The organism is Marinobacter sp. OP 3.4 (assembly GCF_036224885.1).
In the GTDB taxonomy this organism is placed as follows: Bacteria; Pseudomonadota; Gammaproteobacteria; order Pseudomonadales; family Oleiphilaceae; genus Marinobacter.
Genome location: NZ_JAVVLT010000018.1, coordinates 1 through 18,946, shown reverse-complemented (window position 1 = coordinate 18,946; position 18,946 = coordinate 1). Strand labels below are relative to the sequence as shown.

The 18,946-nt window shown below is 61.6% G+C and carries 15 protein-coding genes; 3 read left to right on the top strand and 12 right to left on the bottom strand.

The genetic code is table 11. The annotated features are described in order from the left end of the window. Nucleotides 1-5: 5 nt before the first annotated feature. Nucleotides 6-533 (bottom strand): bifunctional adenosylcobinamide kinase/adenosylcobinamide-phosphate guanylyltransferase, encoded by a 528-nt coding sequence (gene cobU / locus RO069_RS02940; protein ID WP_328185245.1) that lies wholly within the window; start codon nucleotides 531-533, stop codon nucleotides 6-8. Between the two features lie 114 nt (nucleotides 534-647). On the opposite strand from cobU, the gene RO069_RS02935 reads away from it, so the two are divergent. Further along, on the top strand, nucleotides 648-2,519 hold the full coding sequence (locus RO069_RS02935) for a DUF294 nucleotidyltransferase-like domain-containing protein (RefSeq protein ID WP_328185244.1): 1,872 nt from the start codon (nucleotides 648-650) through the stop codon (nucleotides 2,517-2,519). 34 nt (nucleotides 2,520-2,553) lie between these two features. Then, nucleotides 2,554-3,288: a 3'-5' exonuclease gene (locus RO069_RS02930; protein WP_328185243.1), complete on the top strand. Its 735-nt coding sequence runs from the start codon at nucleotides 2,554-2,556 to the stop codon at nucleotides 3,286-3,288. Between the two features lie 25 nt (nucleotides 3,289-3,313). Here RO069_RS02930 and msrA read toward each other — a convergent pair whose 3' ends face one another. The 11 genes from msrA to RO069_RS02875 form a co-directional block, all read right to left on the bottom strand. Then, complete coding sequence (gene msrA, locus RO069_RS02925; protein WP_328185242.1) at nucleotides 3,314-4,507, bottom strand: peptide-methionine (S)-S-oxide reductase MsrA; 1,194 nt, start codon at nucleotides 4,505-4,507, stop codon at nucleotides 3,314-3,316. A 76-nt stretch (nucleotides 4,508-4,583) separates the two neighbouring features. Then, nucleotides 4,584-6,077 carry an ATP-binding protein gene (locus RO069_RS02920; RefSeq protein ID WP_328185241.1) on the bottom strand — a complete coding sequence of 498 codons (1,494 nt, stop codon included), beginning with the start codon at nucleotides 6,075-6,077 and terminating at the stop codon, nucleotides 4,584-4,586. A 3-nt stretch (nucleotides 6,078-6,080) separates the two neighbouring features. Further along, complete coding sequence (locus RO069_RS02915) at nucleotides 6,081-6,782, bottom strand: response regulator transcription factor (RefSeq protein WP_328185240.1); 702 nt, start codon at nucleotides 6,780-6,782, stop codon at nucleotides 6,081-6,083. Between the two features lie 11 nt (nucleotides 6,783-6,793). Further along, complete coding sequence (locus RO069_RS02910) at nucleotides 6,794-7,057, bottom strand: hypothetical protein (protein WP_328185239.1); 264 nt, start codon at nucleotides 7,055-7,057, stop codon at nucleotides 6,794-6,796. A 211-nt stretch (nucleotides 7,058-7,268) separates the two neighbouring features. Then, nucleotides 7,269-8,165 carry an SMP-30/gluconolactonase/LRE family protein gene (locus RO069_RS02905; protein ID WP_328185238.1) on the bottom strand — a complete coding sequence of 299 codons (897 nt, stop codon included), beginning with the start codon at nucleotides 8,163-8,165 and terminating at the stop codon, nucleotides 7,269-7,271. 13 nt (nucleotides 8,166-8,178) lie between these two features. Then, entirely contained in the window at nucleotides 8,179-9,153 is a 975-nt protein-coding gene (locus RO069_RS02900) for an NAD(P)H-dependent flavin oxidoreductase (RefSeq protein ID WP_328185237.1), read from the bottom strand. 131 nt (nucleotides 9,154-9,284) lie between these two features. Next, nucleotides 9,285-10,925, bottom strand: a complete 1,641-nt coding sequence (locus tag RO069_RS02895; RefSeq protein WP_328185236.1) for a carboxylesterase/lipase family protein — start codon at nucleotides 10,923-10,925, stop codon at nucleotides 9,285-9,287. Between the two features lie 242 nt (nucleotides 10,926-11,167). Continuing rightward, nucleotides 11,168-12,880, bottom strand: coding sequence for a carboxylesterase/lipase family protein (locus RO069_RS02890; RefSeq protein ID WP_328185235.1), 1,713 nt, complete (start codon nucleotides 12,878-12,880; stop codon nucleotides 11,168-11,170). 252 nt (nucleotides 12,881-13,132) lie between these two features. Then, on the bottom strand, nucleotides 13,133-14,527 hold the full coding sequence (locus tag RO069_RS02885; protein ID WP_328185234.1) for a DUF1329 domain-containing protein: 1,395 nt from the start codon (nucleotides 14,525-14,527) through the stop codon (nucleotides 13,133-13,135). A 306-nt stretch (nucleotides 14,528-14,833) separates the two neighbouring features. Then, nucleotides 14,834-16,216, bottom strand: coding sequence for a DUF1329 domain-containing protein (locus tag RO069_RS02880; protein WP_328185233.1), 1,383 nt, complete (start codon nucleotides 16,214-16,216; stop codon nucleotides 14,834-14,836). A gap of 220 nt (nucleotides 16,217-16,436) precedes the next feature. Continuing rightward, nucleotides 16,437-17,816: a DUF1329 domain-containing protein gene (locus RO069_RS02875; protein WP_328185232.1), complete on the bottom strand. Its 1,380-nt coding sequence runs from the start codon at nucleotides 17,814-17,816 to the stop codon at nucleotides 16,437-16,439. A 246-nt stretch (nucleotides 17,817-18,062) separates the two neighbouring features. Between RO069_RS02875 and RO069_RS02870 the strand changes: the two genes are divergently transcribed. Next, the coding region (locus RO069_RS02870) for a cache domain-containing protein (RefSeq protein ID WP_328185231.1) at nucleotides 18,063-18,946 on the top strand (884 nt) is incomplete at its 3' end.

Sequence of the window (18,946 nt, the reverse complement as noted above, 5' to 3'; positions counted from 1 at the left end):
GGCCATCACTTGAGGGGCAACTCCAGCCCGGCGACACTCATGATCACCCGGTCGCAACGGTTGGCCAGGTCCTGGTTGAGCCACCCCAGCTCATCGGCAAAGCGTCGGGTGAGCGAATCCATGCCGATGATGCCCAGCCCCACTTCGTTGCTGACAATCACCACCGGCCCCGGGTAGTCCGACAGGGTATCCAGGAAGGCCTGGCGATGGCCGGAAAACCGGTGTTGCGGTTCCTGCAGCAGGTTGTTCATCCACAGGCTCATGCAGTCAATGAGCAGTCCGGGGGCGGGCTGCTGTTGCCCCTGGGTCTCCAGCACCGCCGCCAGGTCCACCGGCTCCTCCACCAGCCCCCAGTCGTCGGGCCGCTGCTGCTGGTGCCGGGCAATGCGGTCCGCCATCTCCTCATCGCCCGCCGTGGCGGTCGCCAGGTAGACCACCGGTCCGCCAGTCTGGCCGGCCAGGCGCTCCGCCAGTGCCGACTTGCCTGACCGGACGCCGCCCAGTACCAGTACCTTATTGGCCTTATTGCTCATTCGCCGCCCCCCTTGTTGGCCTGCTATATTGCATAAATTGACCCTGGCGGGCCAGAGCGGCCACCAGGCAACCTCCGGGAACCCAAACGTCAGTACAGGAATACAGGCCCGACAATGCAAGCGGAACTGATCGACATCCGGAATCACATGCAACAGCATGCCCCCTTCGACGGGCTGCCCGAGTCCGTGCTGGACGACATCGCCGGCAGCATCGAAATTGCCTACTTCCGGGCCGGCTCCCGGATCCTGGAGCTGGGCCAGAAGAATACCGACCTCCACTACATCCGCAGCGGCGCGGTGGAACTTTACCGGCGCTCGGGCGAACTCTACAGCCGTCTGGGGGAAGGCGAGCTCTTCGGCCAGTTCGGCCTGCTCACCGGGCGCCAGGTCCGCTTCCCGGCCACCGCCCTGGAAGACACCCTGGTGTACCTGATCCCCCTGTCCATGTTCCAGCACCTGTTCGACACCCAGGATGCGTTCGCGGATTTCGTGGAACTCGAGGACCAGAGCCGCCTGCGCACCGCCGTCAACCAGTCGCAGAAGGGCAATGAACTGATGACCTCAAAGGTATCCCGGCTGATCAACCGGGAACCGGTGATGGCCGCCTCCACCGTCCGCCTGCAGGAAGCCGCCCACATCATGACCAAAGAGCGCGTGTCGGCACTGCCACTGGTGGAGGGCAGCGGCGAGCATGAGGGTGACCTGGTGGGCATCATCACCGACCGGGACCTGCGTTCCCGCGCCGTGGCTGATGCCCTGCCCTCGGAAACGCCCGTCGCCGACATCATGTCCCGGGAGCTGATCACCATTCGTGCCGACGCCTATATTTTCGAGGCCATGCTGATGATGCTGCACAACAATGTGCACCACCTGCCGGTGATGGACCACGGCAAACCCCGGGGTGTCATCGCCCTGTCGGACATCATGAAGTACGAGTCCCAGAACAGCCTGTACGTGGTCAGCAACATCTATCGCCAGCAGGATGTGGAGGGGCTGAAGGCGGTCAGCAAGGATGTGAAGGCCAGTTTCATCCGCATGGTCCACGAGGACGCCAACTCCCACATGATCGGCAGTGCCATGGCCGGCATCGGTCGCAGCTTCACCCAGCGCCTGCTGGAACTGGGGGAGGAAAAACTGGGACCACCGCCGGTGCCCTACTGCTTCCTGGCGCTGGGCTCCATGGCACGGGACGAGCAACTGATCGTCACCGACCAGGACAACGCCATGGTGCTGGATGACAGTTTCGACCCCGAACAGCACGACGAGTATTTCCTGGCCCTGGCCAAGTTCGTCAGCGATGGCCTGGCGCAATGCGGCTACGCCTATTGCACCGGCGATATCATGGCCACCAACAAACAGTGGCGCCAGCCGCTGTCGGTCTGGAAGGGCTATTTCACCGACTGGATCGAGAACCCCAAGGCGGAGGCCCTGCTGAACAGCAACATCTTCTTCGACCTGGATGGGGTGCACGGTGAAATGAGCTACGCCAAGGCCCTGCAGGACCTGATTGCCACCAAGGCCCAGAACAGTCAGCGCTTCCTGTCCATGATGGCCCGTAACGCCATTAACCGCACGCCCCCCCTTGGCTTTTTCCGCCAGTTCATGCTTGAGGAGGGAGGCCGGCAGCGCAAGACCTTCAACCTCAAGCGCCGGGGCACGGCACCGGTTTCCGACCTGATCCGGGTTCACGCCCTGGCCTGCGGCTCTCGTCGGCAGAACTCCTTTACCCGGCTGCAGGACATCGCCCGGACACGACTGCTGCCGGAAGACGGTGTCGGCAACCTGCGGGATGCCCTGGAGTTCATTGCCATCGTGCGTATCCGCCACCAGGCCCTGGCCATGGAGGACGGCCGCGAACCGGACAACAACGTGCGCCCGGAAGACCTGTCGCCGTTCGAGCGCAGCCACCTGAAGGACGCCTTCCAGATTGTCAGCCAGGCACAGAAATTCCTGCGCTACCGCTACAACGCCAATATGCCCCGCTAACGTATCCGGCGGGGCACCGGATAACAGGAGGACCATGAACAGGCAGGACGACGACCACAGTACGGATGGCCTTGCCGATAAGGATTGGCCGGACCGGATGGCGGCACTGGCCGCCGACACCCGTGACCCGCGCCTGAAGACCTTTTACGAGGCGGGCTGCGTGGCCCCGGCCACGCCCATGTCGGATGTACCGATGGTGGCCCTGGATTTCGAAACCACCGGCCTGGACCCGGATGAGCACTCCATCGTCAGCGTCGGCCTGGTACCCTTCACCCTGGACCGGATCCGCCTGTCGGGGGCCCGGCACTGGGTGGTCAGGCCGCACCTGCCGCTGCACCAGGAATCCGTGACCATCCACGGCATCACCCATTCCGACATCGAGCATGCGCCAGACTTCGGGGAGATACTGTCCGAGCTGTTGCCGGCCCTGGCGGGCCGGATCGTGGTGGTGCACTACCGGGCGATCGAACGCCCCTTCTTCGACGTGGCCATGCGGTGGCGACTGCAGGAGGGCATCCAGTTCCCGGTGATCGATACCATGGCCATCGAGGCCCACCTGAACCCGAACCGCAACCCCACCCGCTGGCAGCAGTTAATGGGAAAGAAGCCGGTGTCCATTCGGTTGCCGGACAGCCGGCTGCGTTACCACCTGCCCCACTACCCCGGCCATAACGCCCTGATCGACGCCATTGCCACCGCCGAGTTGCTGCAGGCGCAGATCCGCCATCACTTCTCACCGGAAACAACGGTCAGAGACCTCTGGCTCTAGTGTGCCGTGCGGTTAATTCGCTGGCCTACTCTTCCCGCACCCGGTCGATATACTCGCCGTAGCCGGCCGCTTCCATCTCATCCAGGGGAATAAAGGCCAGGGCGGCGGAGTTCATGCAGTAGCGCAGACCGGTGGGCGGCGGACCGTCATTGAACACATGCCCCACATGGGAGTCGGCATGGACACTGCGGATTTCGGTGCGGGTCATCCACAGTTTGTTGTCCTCCTTTTCCACCACGGCATCCGGGGTAATGGGCCGGGTAAAGCTGGGCCAGCCGGTACCGGACTTGTACTGGTCCCGGGAGGAAAACAGCGGCTCGCCGGAGATGATGTCCACGTACAGGCCCGGCTCCTTGTTGTCCCAGTAGGCATTGTCGAAGGCCCGCTCGGTGCCGTCTTCCCGGGTGACCTCGTACTGCAGGTCGGTCAGTTTTTCCCGCAGGGTGTCGTCATCCGGCATGGTGAAGGTGTCCGGGTCAAAGCCGGGGCTGGTGACAATCCGGCTGGCCGCTGCGGAACCACTGGCGCTGTTACCGCTGCTGTCGGCGCCCGGCTGATAGCGGGAGAAATCCACATCCTGCTCTTCCTCCGTCCAGTATTCGTCAATGAACTGGAAGCGGCCGCTGTTAAAGGTGTAAACCTTGTAGCGAATCGGATTCTTCTTGTAGTAGTCCTGGTGGTAATCCTCGGCCTCGTAGAACTGGTCCAGTTCGGTGATTTCGATCACCACTGGCTCGTCATAACGACCGGATTCCGCCAGCGCCTGTTTGGAGGCCTCCGCCAACTGTTGCTGTTCCTCGTTATGGTAGAAGATCGCCGGGCGGTACTGCTTGCCCCGGTCCACGAACTGGCCGTCGGCGTCGGTGGGGTCCATGAAGCGCCAGAAGCCTTCCAGCAGCCCTTCGTAGGTCATTTCGTCGGGGTCGTAGTAGACCTGCACCGCCTCGGTGTGACCGGTGCGGCCGGAGGACACCTGCTCATAGGTGGGTGAGGGTTCGGAACCACCGGCATAGCCGGAGACCGCCTCCACCACCCCGGGAATCTTCTCGAAGCCCGCCTCGACACACCAGAAGCAGCCACCGGCGAAGGTGGCCACCGCCAGGTCGGGGTCATCCGGGGCGTGGATGGAATCGTCCCCCCGCTGGGCCAGGACCGCGGACGACACGGCCGCCAGCGTCAGGGGTACGGCAACCAGGGTGGCTAGTACAATGCGTTTCATCTCAATGCCTCCTTAACAATGACCCTGTCATTTTGAGGGCCGGGCCTAACGCCTTGTTCCCGGAGTTATTACGAATTCATAACGATGTGGATGAGTGTTGGACAGGCAGAACGATCCGGAATTCAGCGCCGCCGCCCGCGCGGTTGCCGGCGCGGATATCCCCCTGTTGCAGGGTCATGATGCGCCGGGCGATGGCCAGGCCCAGCCCGGCATGGAGTCCCTCATCCCCGGCCGATTCCTGGTTGCCCCGGAAGAAGGGGTCGAAGACATGGGGCAGTTCCTGCTCCGGAATACCCGGGCCGGTGTCCCGCACCGCCACCGCCGGCACCGTGCCGCCGGCCAGGGCCAGCTCCACCGTGCCCCCCTGGGGGCTGTAGGCCAGGGCGTTGCCGATCAGGTTGTCCAGCACCCGTTCGGTCATGGCCACGTCGCCAATGGCCAGGGGCATCGCCGGATCACCGGTGACGGTCAGGGTGACATTACGGCGTGCGGCTTCCTGCTGGTGTTTCTGGACCACATCATGGACCAGCTCCGCCAGGGCGAAGGGTTCCGTCTCCGGTTGCCGTTCACAGGCCTCCAGGGAGGCCAGTTCGAACAGTTCGTCCACCAGCCTGCCCAGACGCCGGCTCTCCCGCAGGGCGATATCCAGGAAGGCTTCACGCTCCTCCGGACTCAGGCGTTCGGACCGCAGGCGCAGGCTCTCGATATAGCCCTGCATGGAGGCCAGCGGGGTACGCAGGTCGTGGGACACCTGGGCCACCAGGCGTCGGCGCTGGGCGTCCTTGTCCTGGAGCTGGCGGATCTGGGAGGTGATGCGGCTGGCCATGTCGTCGAAGGTGGCCCCCAGGTAGTCGATCTCGTCCCGGATCACCGGTCGCTGCTGGCGCCAGGTTTTCCTTGGCTCCCGGCTCATGTCGCTGTGCTCGAACTCCGCCACCAGCCCGGTCAGACGGGTCAGGCGCCGGGTCAGCAGGCGGAAGATGGCCAGGCCCGCCAGCAGCACCACCACCAGGCTCACGCCCATGGCCCAGGCGGCCATCTCCATGTAGTGGCCACTGCGGGCCATGGCCTCGGCGGCGTCGTATTCCTCCCCCCGGAGCACCACGTACAGGTAGCCTTCCCGCCGTTCCTCGGAGGGCACCGGGGTGACGGAGAAGACCTTGCGGCGGTCGTGGCTGCGGGGGTCGTCACCCAGTACCGGGTACTCCGCCATGTCACCGAGCAACCGGTGGATGGGTTCCAGGGACACCCGGTTACGCTTGATCTTGCTGGGATCGGCGGAGTAGGACAGGATGCGGCCTTCGGTATCCAGCAGATAGATTTCGATGCTGGGGTTGATGGTCATGTAGAGTTCGAACAGGGCTTTCAGGGCCTGCTGGTCCAGTTCACCATCGGCCACCAGGTTACGGTCCGCCACCAGCCGTTTGGCCAGGTCCCGGTTCAGTTCCTGGTCCAGGGAGGCGTTGTACTGTTTCAGGGACGCCAGACCAAACAGGGTGAACAGCACCCCCACCGCCAGCAGCAGCAGGAAGAGGCCAAACGAGAGCCGGGCAAACAGACTATTGCGCATCATTCAATCCCGCAGCCGGTAACCAACACCCCAGACGGTTTCCACGAATTCGGGGTGGGCGGGGTCACGCTCGATCTTGCCGCGCAGGCGGTTGATGTGGGTATTGACGGTATGTTCGTAGCCGTCGTGGTTGTAACCCCAGACCGCATCCAGCAACTGACTGCGGCTGAACACCCGGCCGGGGTTGGCGGCGAAGTGCCAGAGCAGGTCGAACTCCCGGGCGGTCAGGTCGATGGCCTCACCATGGACCTCCACCCGCCGTCTGGCCGGGTCGATCCTGAGACCACTGCGGACGATTTCCTCGTCCGTTCCGCTGGACGTGTCCTGTTTCGCCATGGCGTCCACGCGGCGGAACAGCGCCTTCACCCGGGCGGCCAGCTCGGCCACGCTGAAGGGCTTGGTGAGATAGTCGTCCGCGCCCATTTCCAGGCCCAGCACCCGGTCCAGCTCGGTGCTCTTGGCGGTGAGCATCAGCACCGGCACGTAGTCGGTACCGGCCCTGATTTCACGGCACACCGTCAGCCCGTCCAGGCCGGGCAGCATCAGGTCGAGGATAACCAGGTCCACCCCACCCTCCCGGAAACGGTCCAGGCCGGTGTCTCCCCGGTCCGCCAGCACCGGGTGCATACCCAGGTCCTGGATATGCATCCGCACCAGTTCGGCGATGCCGGGGCTATCCTCGATGATCAGTACCGTGCGGCTCAAGTGTCGCTCCGTTATTGGTCGTCCATGGAGTCTTCCATCATGGCATCGTCGTCCATGGAAGTCTTGCCGTGGTCGTCGTCCATCATGGTGTCATCGGACATGGCGTCGTCCTTTTTCATCATGTCGTCGCCATGGTCGTCCATCATGTCATCGTCATGCATGGCCTTGTCTTCCATCATGTCGTCGTCCATGGCGTCTTTTTCCATGTCACCCGCCAGGGTGTGGGTGGACAGGGCGGCCAGCAGCAGGGTAAAGGTCAGTGCGAGGGTTTTCATGGTTCTCTCCTTGAGGTCGGTTTGGTGAATCAGGTGCTTACCTGTTCAAGACCCGAGTATGGAGAGACCCCGTCACGGCTTCCTCACAGTCGATTAAACAGTGTGTCCGTGTTCTGTCACAAATGTATCACGCCAGGGGACGTATCACTCCAGAGGAAAGCATCACGCCAGCCCCGGGGCGGGAACTGGCGTGATGTGCCGGCATTGCCGATCAGGGGTTGCCGGCGTGGGGCACCGACACCCGGGCGGTGTAGAGGGCGGCTTCCTCGGCCTGCTTGCGGCGCTTGGCGGAGGAGTCCGGGGCGCAGCACATCAGCAGTGTACGGCCATCGGTGTCGCCCAGCATGCAGGCAAAGACGCCCAGGCCGTCCGGCGCCGGGATCTCGTCGGTGATCTCCCCGCCTTCCGCCACCCGGATGCAGCGCTGGTTGAAGGCGTCGGCAATCCAGATCTGGCCCTCGGCATCCATGCCGCAACCGTCCGGGCCGATACTAAGCTGCTTGAGCATATCGGCACGGGGGCCGGGTGAAGGCCTCGGGCCGAATTCCGCCCAGTCGCGGCGGTCATACAGTTCGCCATCGTCGGCAATGGTGAAGGCGGTCATGCGGTTGCCGAAGGTCTCACCCACCACCAGGGTCTTCTGATCCGGGGTGATCACCATGCCGTTGGGGAAGTAGAGATCCTCCGCCGCGACACTGAGCTGACCGTCGGGAGCGATACGCACCAGCTTCGCGGGCTCCAGGTCGGCCCCTTCCATCAGGTCGAAGCCGAAATTGCCCACCCAGACATTGCCATCATTGGCCACCACCAGGTCATTGACATGACCGGTGGCATGGCCGGACAGGTCGGCGTATTCCGATACCTTTCCATCCGGCGTCCGGCGCATGACCTTCTGGTCCACCATGGAGACATACAGCAGCGAGTCGTCCGGTAGCCAGCCCAGGCCGGAGGGCTGCTGGGGCACATCCGCCACCTTCTCCACCAGACCGTCCATGGTCACCGTGTAGATGGCATGGCGGTAGAAATCCGATACCCACCAGCGGTCGTCCCGCCAGCGGGGGCCCTCGAAAAAACGGCCACCGTCAGTGAGCAGGTTTACGTCTGCCATGGTTCCATCTCCCTTAGAGGCTGCCCATCAGGCGACCACGGATAATCTCGTCCGCTTCGCCCATGATGCGGTTGATCAGTTCCTCACAGGATGGCACATCATGGATCAGGCCGGCCACCATGCCGCAGCTCCAGGCCGCCTCGTCCATCTTGCCTTCGTGCAGCACCATCTTGCCCTTGGCGCCGGTGACCAGGTGGCGGATATCGTCGATCTGGGTGTCGGCACCCTTCTCATTCTCGATGCGCAGGATCTCGTCCACGGCGGCGTTCTTCATGACACGCTCGGTGTTACGCAGCGGGCGCATCACCAGGCGGGTCTGCAGCTCGTCGGACTCGACGATGGTTTCCTTGACGCGATCGTGGACCGGGGCCTCCCGGGTGGCCAGGAAACGGGTGCCCATGTTCATGCCATCGGCCCCCAGGGCCATGGCCGCCACCAGGCTGCGGGCATCGGCCATACCGCCAGACGCCACGAACGGAATGTCCAGTTCCTCGGCGGCCCGGGGCAGCAGGATGAAGTTGGGGATGTCGTCCTCGCCCGGATGACCGCCGCACTCGAAGCCGTCGACACTCACCGCGTCGCAGCCGATCTTCTGGGCCTTGAGGGCATGGCGTACGGAGGTGCACTTGTGGATCACCTTGATGCCCGCCTCATGCAGCGCCGGCATGTATTTCTCCGGGCTGCGGCCGGCGGTTTCCACGATCTTCACGCCGCCATCGATAATGGCCTGGATGTACTCGGGATAGGGGGGTTCCTTGAAGGACGGCAGGAACGTCAGGTTGACGCCGAAGGGCTTGTCGGTCATTTCCCTGCAGCGGGCAATCTCCTTTGCCAGATCTTCCGGGGTAGGCTGGGTCAGCGCCGTGATGATGCCCAGGCCGCCGGCATTGGACACGGCGGCGGCGAGCTCCGCATAGCCAACCCAGTGCATGCCGCCCTGGATGATGGGATGCTCGATACCAAAGAGTTCAGTGATTCTTGTCTTCATGGAACGCCCCTGTTACGAAAGGTCGTGGATGGGTTTTCTGTTTGTTGAAACGGCATTCCATTATTCATGAGGAGGCGGGGTTTTACAAAAAAGGGGCGCCCGAAGGCGCCCCCTGGTCTGCTGCCTTCGGCTTACAGGCCAGCCCAGAATCCGCACTTGTGGCGGGTTGAGAAGTCACTCACCGCCAGGTTGCCGATCTGCGCCGGGTCCAGTTCCAGCATGTTGTCGTTGGCCTGGACATTCTCCCACATCACGCCGGTACCATCGCTGGCGTTGGGATCACCGTTGGTGGCGAAGGAGGCCCAGTAGGCCGTCATGGCGTCCGCCAGATCCAGCGAGGCTTCGTTGGTCATGCCCCTGGCCTCCCGGCTGGTGCGGTTGCCAAACACATACTGGATCTCAAAGGCATGGGCAGCACCCAGATCGAAGGTGTTCCCAGCGGGGATAATGGAAGGCGCATCCCGGTCCGTGAACTCGTAGGCATACACCATCTCACCGCCGGCAGCCAGTTGCTGCAGCTGGGGCACGGACGGGCAGGCGAAACGGATGTCGGTGTTGACGGCAGCCACCGCGACGCTGACATTGTCGTAGTCCGCCGTGTCGTACTCGGCCACCACCGCATCGGCGTCATCCTCACCCACCAGGGTGACCACTTCGTCACGATAGTCCGCCTCCTTGAGCATAGCCTGGGCTGCGGCGTCCTCCGGGGAGGCTCCGCCCTCGATCAGCGCGCCGATCCGGGTAAGTTCGGCGATACCCACAAACAGCCGGCCTTCGTCCAGGTTGCTACCGGCGATCACCGGAACCTTGTTGTAGTCCCCGTCGGCCAGGGAGGTCTTTACGTCCTTTGGCAGGATGTCCGAACGCAGGCTTGGCACATAGCTCAGCCCGGCCGCCTGCTGGGCCTCCAGGATGGTCTGGGCGTCCAGGCCGCGGATACAGGCGATGTCATCGCACCCCAGCCCATTGTAGAAAGCGTCTCCGGCCGCCTGCATGGTTGCCTGGGTGGGCTGGTCAATCTGACCGATATAGGCACCACTCTGGATAATGGCCTTGTGAAAAAGGTCTCCGGCGGCGGGCGAGGCAATATGGGTCAGCACGCTGGCCCCGCCGGCGGACTCACCGAAAATGGTGACGTTACCCGGGTCGCCGCCAAAGCTGGCGATGTTGTCCTGCACCCATTGCAGGGCCAACTGCTGGTCCATGATGCCGTAGCTGCCGGAGGGGCTGTCCAGGTCCGGGTGGGACAGGAAGCCCAGCACGCCCATGCGATAGTTCAGGGTAACCACCACCACATCGTGTTCCAGCAGCCCGGATGGCGTGTAGCTGGCGCCACCGGAACCGGTCTCGAAGGCGCCGCCGTGGATCCAGACCATCACCGGTCGGCCCTCGGCGTCTTCCGGGGTGTACACGTTCAGGTAGAGGCAGTCCTCGGTGGACTCGGATGCGCCAAAGGTGCTGGCGGGCTGGATACAGCTACCACCAAATTCGTCGGCCACCAGGGTGTCATCCCAGGGCTCGGCGGGCACCGGGTCGGCGTAGCGCAGATCGCCAACGGGTGGTTGCGCGTAAGGGATGCCACGGAAGGCCAGACCATAGGTCTCCTCGACACCCTCTACCAGGCCTTGCCCGGTTTCACGAACGGTGGCCGGGCGCTCATCGCCGGTATCGTTATCAGAACCCGAGGAAGAGCCGCCACAGCCGGTGAGCAGTACCGAGCCAAGAAAAGCCCCGAGCGCCAGCTGCCAGGCCCTGTTTTGTCGTGTCTTCATGTTAATGCCTCATTGTTATTGTTTCGGAACGATCCATTCCTTCGTCATTGCCCCATAAAGCGAGCATTCGCTTTATGGGTATGCACAGGGAGGGTAATCCCGTGGCCGGAGACTGTCTGGAGCAGGAGATTCCAATGTCAGGCGTCAGGCGAGACTGAAGTTTTGTTCAGCGGGTTTTACGTGGGCATGCGATCCAGCCCGGGAAAGACAACGTTGCGTCCCCCCCGGGCTGGACCGCATGATCAGGGCGCTACAGTGGGGGGATTGTCCCAGTAGTCGCAGTTGTGGGCGTCCTGGGCGACACTGGCGTTCACCAGGGCATCGCTGCCCAGGGTGGTCGGTTCCAGCTCCATCAGTTCGCTTCCGTTGTCGAACGTGGGCCAGGTGGCGGTGCCATCGCTGGTGCTGGGATCGCCATTGCGGGCGAACTGGACCCAGTACTGGATCATCTGTTCGGACAGGGCGATCTGGTCCTCAGCGGCGCCCCGGCCCAGCATGGTGTCTTCGGAGTTCAGCACGTACTGGATTTCCAGGGCATGGGCGGCGCCCAGGTCAAAGCTCAGACCGGCGGTGAGTTCGGGACCGAACAGGCTCGGCGCCTCCTGATCGGTGAACCAGTAACCAAAGGCATTCACGCCCTGGGCAGACAGGCTTTCGATCTGGTCGAACTGGTTGCAGGCGAAACGCCAGGAGGTCTGGATGGAGGCCAGGGCCAGGGTGTACTTCTCATCACCTGCCGAATCGTCGAAGGCGGGGGTGGTCAGTTCGCCACCGCTGCTTGCCGGCGTGGTATCCAGATAGTCCTCCGCGATTTGGGCAGCATCCAGCCCCCGGGGGTCCGAAGCCAGCAGCGTTGCTACTTCGGTCTCGTATTCCGCTTCCGTCACCGTGTCCATGGAGCCCGCCACCAATGCAGACACCTCATCCAGCGCCAGGAACAGGCGGCCTTCGTTCAGGTTGTTGCCGGTCATGACCGGGATGGCTTGGGGGAAAGAGGCTCCCCCCTGCTGGGTCAGCGCATCCTGGATCGAATGGGGCAGGATGCCCTCCCCGTAGGTCGGGTTGAACCAGAGGTCGCCCTGTGCCGCCAGAATGGCTTCCGTGGTGATAGCTCCGTCCCGCAGGCAGGCTGCCACATCGGGCGAGTCATCACAGCCTAGGGCAGCCACCACTGGGTCGCCGATGGCAGCTTCGCCATAGGCCTGGGGAATCTGTGTTGGTTGGTAGGCCCCGCTCTGCACGATCGCCTTGTGGAACAGGCCTTCAGAACCGGTGTTGGCCCCCGCGGAGACCAGTTGCGACAGCACGCTGTGGCCACCGGCGGATTCACCGAAGATGGTGACGTTGTTCGGGTTGCCACCAAAGGCTTCGATATTGTCCTGTACCCATTGCAGGGCCAGTTGCTGGTCCATCAGGCCATACTGACCACTGCCCTCGGGCAGACCATCCACCGGCAGGAATCCGAGGATACCCAGGCGATAGTTCATGGTGACCACCACCACATCCTCGGCCACCAGTCGTGAGGGCTCATAGGAACTGCCGCCGGAACCGGTGATAAAGGCACCGCCATGGATCCACACCATGACCGGCAGATCGTTACCTCTTTCAGGGGTGTAGACGTTCAGGAAGAGGCAATCCTCGTCCAGGCTGTCTTCAAAACCGTTGAAGGCACTGCCGGACTGGGGACAACTGTTACCAAATGCATCAGCCTCGAGCACGCCGTCCCAGGCATCGGCGGGCTCCGGTGGCGCGAAACGCAGATTACCCACCGGTGGTTTCGCATAGGGTATACCCCGGAAGGCGATCATGTCCGATTCAAGGGTGCCGTTCACGGCCCCCTGGCTGACCGTGACCTCGGTATCCACCGATTCGATCGGATCGTCATCAGACCCGGAGCCCCCTCCACCACCGCACCCTGCCAACAGGGTCGCCGCCAGCGCAGTACTCAGGGACATCTGCCAGAATCTGTTCTTGTTGTACCGTTTCATTGTTCCGTCAGCCTTAATCTGTTGTTTTTGTGGCCTGTCCGGGTACAACCGGACAAGGATGTTTTCGCGGGAGGCCCCTTCCCTTCGGAAGTCGTAGGGCCGAAAACCTGTACACAGATTAAAGGGAAGCAATGGGGGCTGTCTGGAACCCTGGAGGAGGAAGTGCAGGGAGAAATGGTCAGTCGTGTCACATCCCTGTGACACATTTCTAAAATCGTCTCACTGGTCGGAGAGACGGCGACGCAGGGTAAAGGGCGAGAAGTAGCGCTTGCCCGGGAATTCGTCCTCGTAGAGGCGGGCACGCCCGGATTCGTTTACCAGACCGGAAACGTGGTACAGGCCCTTATGCAGGTCGTGGAAGACATCAACCGCATTGATCACGCCGGGCAGATCGTAAAAGTTCTTGAGCATACCGGTGGAGACACGCCACAGGTTACCCTTGTCGTCGTACTGATCAGCCACGGCGATGTTCCAGCTGTCCTCGTCAATATAAAACACCCGCTTGTGGTACAGGTGGCGCGCGTCTTCCCTCAGGGTGGCCTCCACCACATGCACCCGGTGCAGTTCCCAGCGCATCAGGTCCGGGTTCAGGTGCTGGTCGCCAAGCACTTCATCGTAGGTGTACCTGTCGCTGCCAAGCTCGAAGTTGTTGTAGGGGATGATCTTTTCCTGAAGCCCCCTGTACTCCCAGTTGAAACGGTCCGGCGCGCCGTTGTAGATGTCGGTGTCATCCACGGTACGCAGACCACCCGAGGAGGCGATGGGTGCATCGTAGCCCAGGCTGGGAGCCCGCCGCACTTCACCGGCACTGAACCCCCATGCCTTGCGGGGCTCCTTGACCTGGTCCAGGGTGTCGTGAGTCAGTATGCCGCCCCCGGCGTACTGCTCCGGCGCGGTCACGGTGGACAGGTAGTAGTTGGCGATATTGTCCAGAGTTTCTTCACTACCGCCTTTCAGGTTCCAGTTGAAGAATATCTCCTGGCGCATGGTCACCGGGCGGAACTTACCGCCAACGACCACAACCTCGGAAAATTCACGCTTGACATAACGGCCACGCCAGCGGGTGGTATGGTTCCAGATGGCCTGTTTGGCCTTTTCCTCGCTGGTACCGTGAAGAATCGGGAATGGGTGCCCGCCGAAGGCATTCTTGATGCCGTTACCACCATCCGCCAGAGACGACGACGTGGCATTACTCCTGGTGTTGTCAATGATGTGTTCCGGTGCTGTGTGGTTCCGGCGTGTCGGAAACACCCGTACCTTGAAGGTGTCCGGATACCGGTTGATCAGGGCGGCCACCCCGTCCGGCAACACATCACGGTACTCCTTGAGGTTATTGGCCGTGATCACATAACGTGGCTCATCATCCGGATAGGGGTTGATATGATGGTCACCGTTGCCCTGGTAGCCATCCGGAATGGTGGTGTCACCACCGGTCCAGCGGGGGATGGTGCCTTCCGGGTTCCCGGCCCGAATCGCCCCGAAAGGCGTCAGGCTGTTACCGAGGCGGTTGGCCTGGGCCTGGGAAACGGCTGCATGAGAGGTTGTGACGCTGGCCAGGACCAGCAGCGAAAGGCACAGTGCGGGGATCAGTTTTTTCGGTATAGTCTCGTACATAGTGACCGACCATCTTATTGTTATGACTACAAAAACAGGAGCATGACAGTCACCACTCCTGTCGCGTGTATCCTGCGGACATTATGGGATCTGGTCTCATCCTTCTCGATTTACTGGAATCATGCCAGTGCGCACCGGCGAGATCACATGCTGTTACACACCATCGAGCACCCGGTCACGTTTATTTAACATCAATTAACAAAGAGACCGTTACCCGGATCGCCGGCGGCACAACGAGCAGGGAGGGAAGTGTCGGGAGAGATGGCCAGTCGAGTCACATCCATGTGACACGCCCTGCGAGTCGTCTTACTGGTCGGAGAGACGCCGCCGCAAGGTAAACGGGGAGAAGTAACGCTTGCCGGGAAAGTCATCCGAGAAGGTACGGGTCTTGTCGGATTCGTTGGTCAGGCCAATGACGTGGTACAGCCCCTTGTGGAGGTCGTGGTACGCCTCCAGGTCCGTCCAGACACCCGGCATATCGTAGAAGTTCTTCAGCATGGCGGTGGTCACACGCCAGAGGTTGCCGCTGTCGTCATACTGGTCAACCACGGCCACGTTCCAGCTATCCTCGTCAATGTAGAACACCCGCTTGTGGTACAGGTGGCGGGCATCTTCCCGCAGGTTGGCCTCCACCACGTGCACCCGGTGCAACTCCCAGCGCATCAGGTCCGGGTTCAGGTGCTGGTCACCAAGCACTTCGTCGTAGGTGTATTCGTCACTGGTGATCTGGAAATTATTGTAAGGGATAACCATTTCCTTCAGCCCCTTGTATTCCCAGTTGTACCGGTCAAGGGCACCGTTGAACACGTCGGTGTCATCCACCGTACGCAGGCCGCCGGAGGACGCAATCGGCGCATCGTAGGCGAGACTGGGAGCACGGCGCACGTCACCGGCGCTAAAGCCCCAGGCCTTGCGGGGCTCCTTGACCTGGTCCAGGGTTTCATGCACCAGGATACCGCCGCCGGCATACTGTTCGGGCGCGATCACCGTGGACAGGTAGTAGTTGATGATGTTGTCGAGGGTTTCCGCGCTGCCGCCTTCCTTGTTCCAGTTGAAGAAGACTTCCTGGCGCATGGTGACCGGGCGGAACTTACCCCCGACCACAACCACTTCGGAATACTCCCGCTCCATGTACCGGCCACGCCACCGGGTCAGGTGGTTCCACATGGCCTGCATGGCCTGCTCTTCATTGGAGCCATGCAGTATCGGGAACGGATGGCCGCCAAAGGCATCCTGGATACCGTTGCCGCCATCCACCAGGGAAGCGGAGGTAGCGTTGCTACGGGTATTCTCAATGATATGCTCGGGCGCGGTATGGGTCCGTCGGGTCGGGAAGACCCGAACCCTGAAGGTTTCCGGGTAACGGTTGATCAGCGCCGCCACACCGTCCGGCAGCACATCCCGGTACTCTTCGATGTTGTCGATGGTGACCACATAGCGGGGCTCGTCGTCGGGATACGGGTTGATATGGTGATCGCCAGTTCCCTCGTAACCGTCCGGAATCGTGGTATCACCACCGGTCCAGCGGGGAATGGTGCCCTCTGAATTGCCAGCGCGCACGGCGCCGAAAGGCGTCAGGCTGTTACCCAGGCGATACGCCTGATTCTGGGACACAGCGGCCTGGGTGGAAGTCACGCTGACCATGGCCAGCAATGATATGCACAGTGCGGGGATCAGATTTTTTCGCATAGTCTCGTACATCTGGGCAGACCATCTTATTGTTCTGAGGACATAACAGGTATCTGTCACTCACAGGCCCCTGTCGCGCATGCCTCATAGACGTTATGGGATTTGGTCTCATTCTTTACTATTTTTCATGGACATGCCACCTCAAAGCAGGGCGGTTACACGCTGTTACACAGTGGCGAGCGGCCTATCACGCTTATTTAACATCAGTTAACAAACCACCTTACTCCGACAGCCTCCGGCGCAGGGTGAAGGGAGAAAAGTACCGCTTCCCGGGAAATTCGTCCCTGAACACCCGCGAACCATCGGTCTCGTTGACCAGGCCCTGCACATGGTAACGGCGGACCTTGAGGTCATGGTAAGCGGCGATATCAATCCACACCCCCGGCATGTCGTAGAAGTTCTTCAGCATGGCCATGGTCACCCGCCACAGATTGCCCTCATCGTCATACTGATCCGCCAGGGCGATGTTCCAGCTGTCCTCGTCGATATAGAACACCCGCTTGTGGTAGAGGTGGCGGGCATCCTCCCGCAGGGTGGCCTCCACCACATGCACCCGGTGCAGCTCCCATCGGGTCAGGTCCGGGTTCAGGTGATGGTCGCCAAGGACCTCATCGTAACTGTACCGGTCACTGGACAGGTCGTAGTTGTTGTAGGGAATCAGCTTTTCATGCAGGCCCTGGTACTCCCAGTTGTAACGGTCCAGCGCACCGTTGAAGACATCGGTGTCGTCCACCGTCCGCAGGTTGCCGGATGAGGCAATCGGCGCATCGTAGGCCAGACTGGGAGCACGGCGAACCTCACCGGCGCTGAAACCCCAGGCCTTGCGTGGTTCCTTTACCTGATCCAGGGTCTCGTGCACCAGGATACCGCCACCGGCGTACTGCTCGGGGGCCAGCACCGTGGACAGGTAGTAGTTGATAATGTTGTCGAGGGTTTCCGCGCTGCCGCCTTCCCTGTTCCAGTTGAAGAAGACTTCCTGGCGCATGGTGATGGGACGGAACTGGCCCTGGACCACCACGACTTCAGCGAACTCCCGCTCGGTATACCGACCACGCCAGCGGGTAATGTGATTCCACATCGCCTGCATGGCCTTTTCCTCACTGGAGCCGTGGAGGATCGGGAACGGGTGTCCACCGAACGCGTCCTGCACGCCATTGCCCCCGTCAACCAGGCTGGCGCTGGTGGCATTGTCTCGCGTGTTCTCCGCCACGTGCTCCGGCACCGTGTGATTCCGGCGGGTCGGGAACACACGCATCCTGAAGGTGTCCGGATAGGCTTCCAGCATGGCGGCGGCCCCGTCTGGAACCACGTTCCGATAGTCCTCCAGATTGTCGACGGTCACCACATAGCGGGGCTGATCTTCCGGATACGGGTCGATATGGTGGTCACCAGTCCCTTCGTAGGCATCCGGTATATCAATCGCTTCTCCATTCCAGCGGGGAATCGTGCCCTCGGAATTACCGGCACGAACGGCACCCGTAGGGGTCAGACTGTTGCCCAGGCGGTTGGCCTGGGCCTGGGAAACGGCAGCATTGGCCGTTGCTATCAGGCTTGCCATCAACAACGAAAGACAGAGGGCGGGGATCAGTTTCCTGTACATGGTTTTACGTCCCTGGACCAATCATGGGTAACAACGGGACCGTGACTCTCGTTCCCGCTGACTAAAGGACACCCCCGGGGTGTGGCCCGGCCCGGCAACAGGCCCTCAAGCTATAACAGGAGATGCCGATACCAGTACGAATGATGTATTTCGGGTTACATTTTGGAACGGTTCTCCCGCCACAGACCCGGATAATAACCGAGCAATTCTATTGGCCAGATGTCCTTTTAACCTTGGAGTTTTAACATGAAATTCGTGGAGCGACTGCGCATCCGTTCACGTCTGCTGATTGCGGTTCTGGTGCCTGTTCTGGTGACAGGTGGCGTCATCGCCTGGATTACCGCCAGTCAGTTAAAGGCAAGTGGAGAACAGGAGGTGGAACGTCTTCGCGAGAACCTGCTGGAAGCCCACAAGCAGGGCCTGAAGCATATTGTGCAGGCCGCCAGGACGGCGATTGAGGAGGACTACACTGATACCTCGCTGGACGAGGAAGAAGCCAAACTGCGTGTCCGGGACACCATCCGTTCCATGGGTTTCGGAGACAACAACTATATCTTTGCCTACACCCATGACTCCTTTAACCTGGCCTTTCGACCCAAGCCTTCAGCCGAAGGCTATGTGAAAAACAGTACGCCGGAAACCAAGGCCCTGCTTCGAAACCTGTTTGAGGCCGGAAAATCCGGCGGTGGTTTCTACGCCTACGAACGGAAGAACCCCGCTACCGGCAACGTCGAGCCCAAGATTTCCTACTCCCTGCAGCTGGAAAAATGGAACTGGGTGATGGGCACCGGAATCTACGTGACCAGTGTGGATGAGACCATTGCCGCCGCCCGCGAGGAAATTGACGCGCAGATCAGCAGCGCGCTGCTGACCATCCTGGGCATCACCGTGGTGATTGTGATCATCGCCGTGGGCTTCGGCGTCTTCATGGGCCGCACGGTTACCGTGCCCCTTCGCAATGTCACCCGGACCATGCAGGACATTGCCGAGGGGGAAGGCGACCTTACCCGCCGCCTGCCGGACGATGGTAACGATGAACTGGCGGAACTGGGGCACCAGTTCAACGCCTTTGTGGGCAAGATCCACAACACCATCCGCGAAGTGGATGACACCACGAACCAGGTGGCCTC